Source organism: Streptomyces sp. SM11 (assembly GCF_002910905.1).
Lineage (GTDB): Bacteria > Actinomycetota > Actinomycetes > Streptomycetales > Streptomycetaceae > Streptomyces.
On record NZ_NEUE01000030.1, the window covers coordinates 23,686 to 32,520 of the forward strand.

Annotated in this window: 9 protein-coding genes; 5 read left to right on the plus strand and 4 right to left on the minus strand. The window is 71.7% G+C overall.

The annotated features are described in order from the left end of the window. Positions 1-45: 45 nt before the first annotated feature. The 4 genes from B9S58_RS02045 to B9S58_RS02060 form a co-directional block, all read right to left on the minus strand. Positions 46-834 (minus strand): SDR family NAD(P)-dependent oxidoreductase, encoded by a 789-nt coding sequence (locus B9S58_RS02045; RefSeq protein WP_103530435.1) that lies wholly within the window; start codon positions 832-834, stop codon positions 46-48. Next, positions 831-1,538, minus strand: coding sequence for a TetR family transcriptional regulator (locus tag B9S58_RS02050; protein WP_258044151.1), 708 nt, complete (start codon positions 1,536-1,538; stop codon positions 831-833). Before B9S58_RS02050 ends, B9S58_RS02045 begins: the two co-directional genes overlap by 4 nt. Positions 1,539-1,636: 98 nt before the next feature. Next, entirely contained in the window at positions 1,637-2,782 is a 1,146-nt protein-coding gene (locus B9S58_RS02055) for a PP2C family protein-serine/threonine phosphatase (protein ID WP_103530443.1), read from the minus strand. Between the two features lie 235 nt (positions 2,783-3,017). Continuing rightward, positions 3,018-3,779, minus strand: a complete 762-nt coding sequence (locus tag B9S58_RS02060) for a GNAT family N-acetyltransferase (RefSeq protein ID WP_103530444.1) — start codon at positions 3,777-3,779, stop codon at positions 3,018-3,020. Between the two features lie 522 nt (positions 3,780-4,301). On the opposite strand from B9S58_RS02060, the gene B9S58_RS02065 reads away from it, so the two are divergent. The 5 genes from B9S58_RS02065 to B9S58_RS02085 all read left to right on the plus strand — a co-directional run. Further along, positions 4,302-5,183, plus strand: coding sequence for an RNA polymerase sigma factor SigF (locus B9S58_RS02065; protein ID WP_103530436.1), 882 nt, complete (start codon positions 4,302-4,304; stop codon positions 5,181-5,183). Positions 5,184-5,337: 154 nt separating this feature from the next. Further along, complete coding sequence (locus tag B9S58_RS02070) at positions 5,338-6,240, plus strand: TetR/AcrR family transcriptional regulator (RefSeq protein ID WP_103530437.1); 903 nt, start codon at positions 5,338-5,340, stop codon at positions 6,238-6,240. A gap of 107 nt (positions 6,241-6,347) precedes the next feature. Further along, complete coding sequence (locus B9S58_RS02075) at positions 6,348-7,241, plus strand: 3-keto-5-aminohexanoate cleavage protein (RefSeq protein WP_181009149.1); 894 nt, start codon at positions 6,348-6,350, stop codon at positions 7,239-7,241. A gap of 65 nt (positions 7,242-7,306) precedes the next feature. Then, the gene (locus B9S58_RS02080; RefSeq protein WP_103530438.1) at positions 7,307-8,314 is read left to right on the plus strand and encodes a 3-hydroxyacyl-CoA dehydrogenase NAD-binding domain-containing protein; all 1,008 of its coding nucleotides are present in this window, start codon (positions 7,307-7,309) and stop codon (positions 8,312-8,314) included. Further along, positions 8,311-8,835: thioesterase family protein (locus B9S58_RS02085; RefSeq protein ID WP_103530439.1), on the plus strand; the 525-nt coding region annotated here is incomplete at its 3' end. The genes B9S58_RS02080 and B9S58_RS02085, both read left to right, overlap by 4 nt.

Consider the following 8,835-nt stretch of genomic DNA (forward strand, 5'->3'; position numbering starts at 1 on the left):
TTCCCTTTGTCGCCCCTGTGTCCCCCGTGCGCCACTCGGGCTCCGTCACGGGGCGGAGTAGCCGCCGTCCACCAGGTGGTAGCTGCCGTGGATGAAGGAGGCCTTGTCGGAGAGCAGGAAGGCGGCGAGTTCGGCGACCTCCTCGGCGGTGCCGAGGCGCCCGGCCGGGTGCAGGGAGATCAGGTGCTCGCGGGCCCCCGGGTCGGTGTCCCGCAGGAGCGGGGTGTCGATGAAGCCGGGGCCGACCGCGTTGATCCGGACGTTCTGCCCGGCGTATTCGAGCGCCGCGGTCTTGGTGAGGCCGACGACGCCGTGCTTGGCCGCGACGTAGGCGGGTGAGCCCGCGAAGCCGTTGGTGCCGAGGATGGAGGACATGTTGACGATCGCGCCGCCACCGGCCGCGACGATGGCGGGCAGTTCGTAGCGCATCGAGTGGAAGACGCCGCTGAGGTTGGTGGCGACGACGCGGTTCCAGTCCTCGACCGGGTACGCGCCGGTGGGGCTGCTGGGGCCCGCGATGCCGGCGTTGTTCACCGCCAGGTGGAGGGCGCCGAAGGTGTCCACGGCGAACCGCACACCCGCTTCGACGGAGGCCGGGTCGGTGACGTCCATCGCGACGGCGGCGGCCCTGGCTCCGGTGCTCTCCAGCTCGGCCGCGGCCTTGCGCGCGTTCGCCTCGTCGTAGTCGGCGACGACGACCGCCGCGCCGCCGGCGGCGAGCCGCCGGGCCAGGGCGAGGCCGATGCCGGAGGCTCCGCCGGTGACGAGGGCGGTGCGGCCCTCGAACTCGGCCGAGGTCACGGCCGCAGGGGTGGAGCTGTGCTCGGTGCTCATGGGATTGCCTCTGTTTCTGCTTCTGCTGCTGTTTCTGCTTCTCCTGCCGCTTCTGCGGTGCGGTGCCGTTCCGGAGCGGGGCTCGGTTCGCCGAGCAGGTCGGCGGAGAGCGCGTCGAAGGCCTCGGTGACGAGGGCGGGCAGGGCGTCCGGCCGGCCCCCGCGCACCCAGGCGGCCTGGGCGGCGAGCAGGGCGCCTGCTCCTGCGGCGACGGTCACGGCGGGCCGGATGTCCTGCCGCGGATCGACGCCGAGCCGGTCCGCGACGATGGCGACCGAGTCCTCCTGTGCGTCCACCCGGATGTGGTGGAAGACGGCGTAGAGGGCCGGCTCCTCCTCGGCGACGACCAGCAGGTCGAAGATCCGGGGACGGCGGTGCCAGGGCTCCGCCCCGGGGTCGGCGAGCCAGTCGAGGACGGCCCGCCGGTAGGCGAGGAGCGGGGGTTCCGGGGCCGGGCGGGCGCGCAGGGCCGCGTTGATGCGGTCGCCGTCGCCCCGCAGGGAGTCGAGGGCGGCGGCCTCCTTGCTCGTGAAGTACCGGCTGAACGTACGGCGGTCGACGTCCGCGGCGTCCGCGATCTCCTCGACCGTCACGTTCCGCAGCCCCCGGTCGAGCACCAGGTCGAACGCGGCCTGCGCCAGGGTGTCGCGGGTGCGGCGCGCTTTGCGGCTGCGCCGTTCCGGGATCTTCCGTTCCGGAGTCATATATGCACCGTACACCTGAAAATGTCCCCACGCGACATTCGTCTCGTGGGGACATCATAGGTGGTGGCCGATACGGGCGAGTGGGGCGCGGCGAGCGCTCAGACCACGGGGGCGCGGCGCAGGGCGAGCGCGGCGACATCGTCGCGCCGGACGCCGCCGGAGAAACTCTCCAGATCGATGTGGAGCGCGTCGAGCAGTTCACGGGGCCCGTGCCCGGCCCAGCCCCCGAGCCGCTCGTCCAGCGGGTAGAAGGCGCCGGCGGCGTCACGGGCCTCGGTCACCCCGTCGGTGACGACGAGGAGCGTCGCGCCCTGCGGGAAGTCGAAGGACTCGGTCGTACGGGCCTCCCGGCTGAGTCCGGCGAGACCGAGGGGGACATACGTCCGGTGGAGCGTGACGGCCGAGGTCCAGCCCTCGTGCACCAGTCGCGGCGGCAGGTGGCCGCAGTTCACGGCCTCCACCCGGCCGCCCTCGTCGAACCCGAGCACGAGCGCGGTCACGAAGCGTTCGGTCTCACCGGTCTGGGCGGAGAACACGTTGTGCCGTACGACGGCGTCCTCCAGCGCCTCCACCACGCCGGTGAGCGTGGGTTCGCGGATGGCCGCCTCGCGGAACGCGGCGATGGCCGCGAATCCGGCGCCGATGGCCGCGAGCCCTTTGCCCTGGACGTCCCCGATGATCACCCGGGTGCCGTAGGGCGACTCGACGACCTCGTAGATGTCTCCGCCGACGAAACGGTCCTCCTCGATCGGCTCGTAGAGCCCGTACGCGAAGACGTGGTCGGTCACGACGGGCAGCGGCCGCAGGATCTGGCGCTGCAGGGCGACGGCGGCGGACCGCAGCCGCGCCATCTCGGTGGCGTGCCGGATGCGTGCCGCGCAGGCGGCGACCCCGAGGGCGCAGGCCAGTACGGCGAAGCCGATGCCGAAGACGAAGTCCCAGAAGGTGCCGTCCGCGCCGACCCGGAAGCCGACGACGACCGTGGTGATCCACACCGCGACCCAGATCGTCTGGCGGAGGCTGCAGTAGACGGAGGCCAGCGCCGGGACGACCACGAGCAGCGGGACGACCCGCAGGTCGTTGCCCGTCGTGGCGTCGAGGAACACGACCAGCGCCGTCAGCAGCGCAAGACCGCAGACCAGCACCCCGTTGCCGATCCGGCTCCGGGACACCGCCTCGGTGCCCGCGTCCGGGCGGGGCGCGGCACCGCTCCGGTGCCGTACCTCGCTCTGCTTCTGTGCCATGTCCAGCAGCCTCATGGGCACGGCCTGTCCTCCCGCTGATCCTTCGGCGCCGCCCGCAGTTTCGGCCGGTCCCTTCCAGTTGACCGGGGTGCGGACGTTCACGCAGGAGGGCTTAGGGCCCCGAGCGGGCGCCGAAGGTCCCGCTCGGGACTTCCGGCCCGGGGCCCTCCGCCCCCGTACAGGAGTGCCTCAGGTCCCGTCCTACGGGTGCCGGTGCCTGTTTCCGGCTGCCCGGTCAGCGCAGCGAGGACCTGCGGGTCCCGTCGGCCGACGGGAGCGCGGCGGGCACGAGGGCGGAGAGGAATTCCGTACGCCGGCGGAGCCGGAAGCCGAGGGACTCGTAGAGCCGTACGGCCCCGGTGTTGGAGGCGGAGGCATGCAGGAACGGCGTCTCGCCGCGCTCTCGGATGCCGTGCGCGACCGCCAGGACCAGTCGGCTCGCCAGCCCCTGCCCCCGTACGGACTCATCCGTGCAGACGCCGCTGATCTCGGTCCAGCCGGGCGGGTGCAGCCGCTCCCCCGCCATCGCCACCAGGGTGCCGCCCCGGCGGATGCCCAGGTACGTACCCATCTCGACCGTGCGCGGCAGAAAGGGGCCGGGGCGGGTGCGCGCCACCAGGTCCAGCATCTCCGGCACGTCCTGCGAACCCAGCGGAACCGCCTCCGGGTCGGGTGCGGCGTCCACCGACGCGTCGACCAGCTGGACGCCCTCGGCCCGGAAGATGATCTCCCAGTCCTGTGGCGGCGGCGCCTGGAACGCGGCGAGGGCAACGGAACCGCCCGGCCCGGCGAGCGCCGCGACATCCGCCCAGTCCTGGGCGTCCGGGGCGTCGGGGAGCGCGATCCAGGGGGTGACGTCGACGGGATAGCGCAGGATCCGCCCACGGCTCTCGGCGAAGTGGGCGTGCGGACCGGTGAGCGAGGACCGGGCGGGGTTGTCCAGCGAATGGAGCCGGGACGGGGCATCGGCCCGGGGCCGGGTGTGGTTCTGGGTCATGGTCTTCCTCGTTCCGTCCTTCACGTCGCGTGGTTCCTCGACGGCGGTCGCGCGGTTCCTCGACGGCTGGTGCTCAGCGCCGCGGGCGATGCGCCGCCAAGAGCGGAAAGCCGGTGGATCCGGCACGTATTTCCGCGGGGGAAGTCCGTTCATGACACCGCCATCGATGGGGGGGCGCCGATGCCCCGGCCCGCGCCCGCGTGGACGAGCGGCGAAATCGACTCATCCGTAGGCCGATACGCGCCGGTCCGGTCCCAACGGCCGCCTGCCTGTGGCACTCTGGTGGCGACCGCCCCACCGGGCTCCCCCGTACCGGTGGGGCGGTTCCTTGTGCCTCCGAGGCCGGCGCCTTTCGCCGCACCCTTCAGATGACGGCACCTCAGATCCGAACCAGGCCTGTTTCCGGCCGATTCGCACCATGTGGCCAGATCAACTCCTCCGGCCGCGCATAGGAGCCGCACCCCCGGGAAGGCGAACAGTCCTCAGGGCCTACGAACCAGGAACCAGGGAGCGTGAAGCGACATGACCGTGCACAGTGCGCAGACCGCGCAGACGGCCGGTACGCAGCGGGCTGGCACCGCCGAGGAGCTTCCGTGGATCGAGGATGCCGGGAAGATCGCCCCGATGGACGCGCGCCGGCTCTCACGCCTCTTCTTCGACCGCCTACAGGCCCTGGAGGAGGGCACGCACGAGCACCAGTACGCGCGCAACACCCTCATCGAGATGAACCTGTCCCTCGTCCGTTTCGCCGCCAACCGCTTCCGCAACCGGGGCAGCGGCGACATGGAGGACATCATCCAGGTCGGCACCATCGGGCTGATCAAGGCGATCGACCGCTTCGACCTCTCACGGGAGGTCGAGTTCACGTCGTTCGCCGTGCCGTACATCGTCGGGGAGATCAAGCGGTTCTTCCGCGACACGAGCTGGGCGGTGCATGTGCCGCGGCGCCTCCAGGAGCTGCGGGTCGACCTCGCCAAGGCGAAGGAGTCCCTGGCGGGCGACCTCGACCGGGACCCCACGGTGCAGGAGCTGGCGGAGGACCTGGGGATCGAGGAGTCCGAGGTCACGGAGGGGATCGTCGCCTCCAACGGCTACACGGCGGGCTCCCTGGACATGCCGACCGATACCGCGGAGGCCGGGCCCGGCCAGAACGCGGGGCGGACGTTCGCCGATGTGCTGGGCGAGCCGGACCCCGCCATGGAGACCGTGGAGAACCTCCACGCACTCGCGCCCCTGCTGGGCGAACTGGACGAGCGGGAGCGCCGGATCATCGATATGCGCTTCGGCCAGGAGATGACCCAGGCGCAGATCGGCGCGGAGCTCGGGATCTCGCAGATGCATGTGTCCCGGCTGCTGAGCCGGATGCTGGGCAAGCTGCGGAGCGGGATGCTCGCCCAGGAGTGACCGTCGCGAGCCACCCCGTCGGGCGGCGGACAGCGGGCGGTTAGGCGTTGCGGTTCTGACTGATGCATCAGTCAGAACCGCAACGCCTATTCTGGTCAGGTATTACGTATGCCGATGTTGAGGTTCTCTCAACACATGGCTACGGTGGTTGACCATGCAGCAGGACGAGGTGGCCGCACGGGTCCGACAGGTGATCGACGCGGCGGGTGTGAGCGCGCGCGAGTTCGCGCGGCGGATCGTCATCGATCCGTCGAAGCTGTCCCGTTCCCTGAACGGCACCCGCCGCTTCACCGCCGCCGAACTGGCCCGGATCGCGGACATCGGCGGCGTGGACATCGGCCGGCTGATCGGTACGACGGCTGATGCGACGGCCGGCACCGCGACGACCGGCACGACGGACGGTGCGGCGTCGTCGCCGTCGCCCGTGCGTTCCCTTTCGTCCCCTCGCCCGCCCTCGCCCGAGGGCGGCAGACCTCTGCAGATCGTGCGCGAGACCGTCCGGCTCATCGCCGAACGCGGATTCCACGCCGTCCGGGTCGCGGACATCGCCGCGGCCTGCCACACCAGCACGGCGGCGATCCACTACCACTTCCCCGGCCGTGACGAGCTGCTCGAAGCGGCGGTCCGCTGGTGCATGGACGAGGACACCCGTCGCCGTGCCGACGCCACGGCCGGTACCCGTCATGCCGGGGACGAGCTGCGCCTGCTGATCGAACTCCAGACGCCCCGCACCGAACAGCAACGGCGGCAGTGGTGCGTCTGGCTCGACCTGTGGGCCGAGGCCGCCCGGTCCACCACGGTCGGACGGCTCCACGTGGAGTACTACCGCCAGTGGCGGGGGACGGTCGCCGATGTGATCCGTCGCGGCGTCGAGCAGGGCGTGTTCCGTCCGGTCGACGTGGACGGCGCGGCCCTCGCCCTCACCGCGCTGATCGACGGACTGGTCTCCCAGGTCCTGGCCACGGAGCCCGGCCTTCCGGGCACCGGCGCAAAGGCCATGCACGACGCGCTGATCGCCCACGTGGACGCCTGCCTGACAGCGCCCGTGCCCGGCTGACGCCCGCGCCCGCCCCGTACATCCGAAGAAGCCCTGCACCGCCGGACTCCCTGAGCTCCTCGAATCTACCCGAACTACCCGAACTCCCCGAGAGGAGACGTTTTCGTATGCCCGTGAACCAGGACGTCATCATCACCTGCGCCCTCACCGGAGCCGGCGACACCGTCGGCCGCAGCCCCCATGTCCCCGTGACGCCCGAGCAGATCGCCGCCTCCGCCGTCGAGGCCGCCGGCGCCGGGGCGGCCGTGGTCCACATCCACGTCCGCGAGCCGGAGACCGGCGCCCCCTCCCGCGATCCCCGCCTCTACCGCGAGGTCGTCGAGCGGATCCGGGAGACCGGCACCGACGTGATCATCAACCTGACCGCCGGGATGGGCGGGGACCTCGTCATCGACCCGGAGGCCCCGCTCCGTCAGCTGCCGGGCACCGACCTGGTCAGCGGTCTCGACCGGCTGCCCCACGTCGAGGATCTGCTGCCGGACATCTGCACCCTGGACTGCGGTTCGCTCAACTTCGGCGACGGCAGCAACCTCTACGTCTCCACCCCCGACATGCTGCGCACCGGCGCGAAGCGCATCCAGGAACTCGGGGTCCGTCCCGAGCTGGAGATCTTCGACACCGGGCAGCTGTGGTTCGCCAAGCAACTCCTCGCCGAGGGGCTGCTCGACGATCCCACGGTCTTCCAGCTCTGCATGGGCATTCCATGGGGTGCGCCCGCCGACCCGGGCGTCCTCCAGGCGATGGTCAACATGCTTCCGCAGGGCGCCCAGTGGGCGAGCTTCGCGCTCGGCCGGATGCAGATGCCCTGGGCCGCCCAGTCGATCCTGCTCGGCGGACACGTCCGGGTCGGCCTGGAGGACAACCTCTATCTGGGCAAGGGCGTCAAGGCCACCAACGGCCAGTTGGTGGAGCGCTCCGTGCAGATCACCGAGTCCCTGGGTTCCCGGGTCGCCACGCCCGACGAGGCACGCGAGAAGCTCGGCCTGCGCCCGCGCGCCTGACCGGCCTCCCCTTCCTCACCTCCCTATTCCCGTACAACTCCCCCCACCGTTCTGGAGTGCCGCCCGTGCCTGTCACCCCCTCTGCCGCCGCGACCGACGGCCCCGCCGCCCCCTGCGCCCCGGAGGACGTACGCCGTGTCGCGTGCGTCGGGGCCGGAGTGATCGGCGGTGGCTGGGCAGCCCATTTCCTCGCCCGCGGATACGACGTCACCGCCTGGGACCCGGCCCCAGACGCCGCCGTCCGGCTGCGGCGGCTCATCTCCGCCGCCTGGCCCGCACTGGAACAGCTCGGCCTGGCCGACGGAGCCTCGCAGGACCGGCTGACCGTCACCGCGACCCTCGAAGAGGCCGTGGCCGACGCCCAGTTCGTCCAGGAGAGCGCCCCGGAGAAGCTGGACCTGAAGCGTGATCTACTGGCCCGGCTGGACGCCGCCGCGCCCGCCGGTACGGTGATCGCCTCGTCCACCTCCGGCTATCCGATGACGGACATGCAGACGGAGGCCGCCGACCCCGGGCGGCTCGTCGTCGGACATCCCTTCAACCCGCCCTATCTCATCCCCCTGGTCGAGGTCGTCGGCGGTGAACTGACCGCGCCCGCCGCGGTCGACTGGGCCTCGCGCTTCTACGCTGTCGCGGGCAAGTCCGTCATCACCATGGACCGCGAGGTGCCCGGCTTCATAGCCAACCGGCTCCAGGAGGCCCTGTGGCGCGAAGCCCTGCACATGGTCGCCAACGGCGAGGCCACGGTGGCGGAGATCGACACGTCGATCACCGAGGGCCCGGGGCTCCGCTGGGCCGTGATGGGCCCGATGCTCACGTTCGCGCTCGCGGGCGGCGAGGGCGGGATGGCCCATATGCTCGACCACTTCGGCCCGTCGCTGAAGTCGCCCTGGACCCGGCTCGAAGCACCCGAACTGGACCGTGCGCTGTACGGGGCGGTGGTGGCCGGCTGCGAGGAAGCCGCGGACGGCCGGAGCATCGCCGATCTGGTCGCCGAGCGGGACCGGGGCGTCATCGACGTCCTGCGGGCCACGGGCCGCCTGCCCCGGTCCGCCGAGGAGGCGACCCGATGAGCGAGCAGCAGACGCCCGACGCACACACCGAGGACACCGACCCCGCCGAGGACGCCACGGCGCTCCCCCTGCTCCACCGGACCGTGCGGCCCGAGTGGATCGACTACAACGGCCACATGAGCGAGGCGTTCTACGTCCTGGTCTTCGGGTACGCCACCGACGCGATGATGATCGAGACCGGTCTGCACGCCGGGTACCGGGAGAGGACCGGCTGCTCGCTCTACACCGTCGAGTCGCATCTGCGCTATCTCCGCGACGTGGCCGAAGGCGCCCATCTCGCCGTTCGCACCAGTCTGTTGGGCGCTGACGCGAAGAAGGCACGCTTCTGCCACGAGCTGTACACGGTCGACGCACCGGACGGCGTACCGGAGCCGGAGGCCGCCCCGGTGGCGACGAGCGAGCTGCTGGCGCTCCATGTGGACCAACGGGCGGGCCGCACCGTCCCGTTCCCGGATTCCGTACGGGAACGGCTGAGCGCGCTCGTCGAGCCGGCGCCCGAGTGGGCAGGCCGCTCGATCGCC

What these genes read in the sequence shown, in the direction of transcription:
- B9S58_RS02070 (WP_103530437.1), top strand. Translation starts at nt 5,338, where the DNA reads ATGCAGCAGGACGAGGTGGCCGCACGGGTCCGACAGGTGATCGACGCG.
- B9S58_RS02055 (WP_103530443.1), bottom strand. Translation starts at nt 2,782, where the DNA reads ATGGCACAGAAGCAGAGCGAGGTACGGCACCGGAGCGGTGCCGCGCCC.
- B9S58_RS02050 (WP_258044151.1), bottom strand. Translation starts at nt 1,538, where the DNA reads ATGACTCCGGAACGGAAGATCCCGGAACGGCGCAGCCGCAAAGCGCGC.
- B9S58_RS02065 (WP_103530436.1), top strand. Translation starts at nt 4,302, where the DNA reads ATGACCGTGCACAGTGCGCAGACCGCGCAGACGGCCGGTACGCAGCGG.
- B9S58_RS02045 (WP_103530435.1), bottom strand. Translation starts at nt 834, where the DNA reads ATGAGCACCGAGCACAGCTCCACCCCTGCGGCCGTGACCTCGGCCGAG.
- B9S58_RS02075 (WP_181009149.1), top strand. Translation starts at nt 6,348, where the DNA reads ATGCCCGTGAACCAGGACGTCATCATCACCTGCGCCCTCACCGGAGCC.
- B9S58_RS02060 (WP_103530444.1), bottom strand. Translation starts at nt 3,779, where the DNA reads ATGACCCAGAACCACACCCGGCCCCGGGCCGATGCCCCGTCCCGGCTC.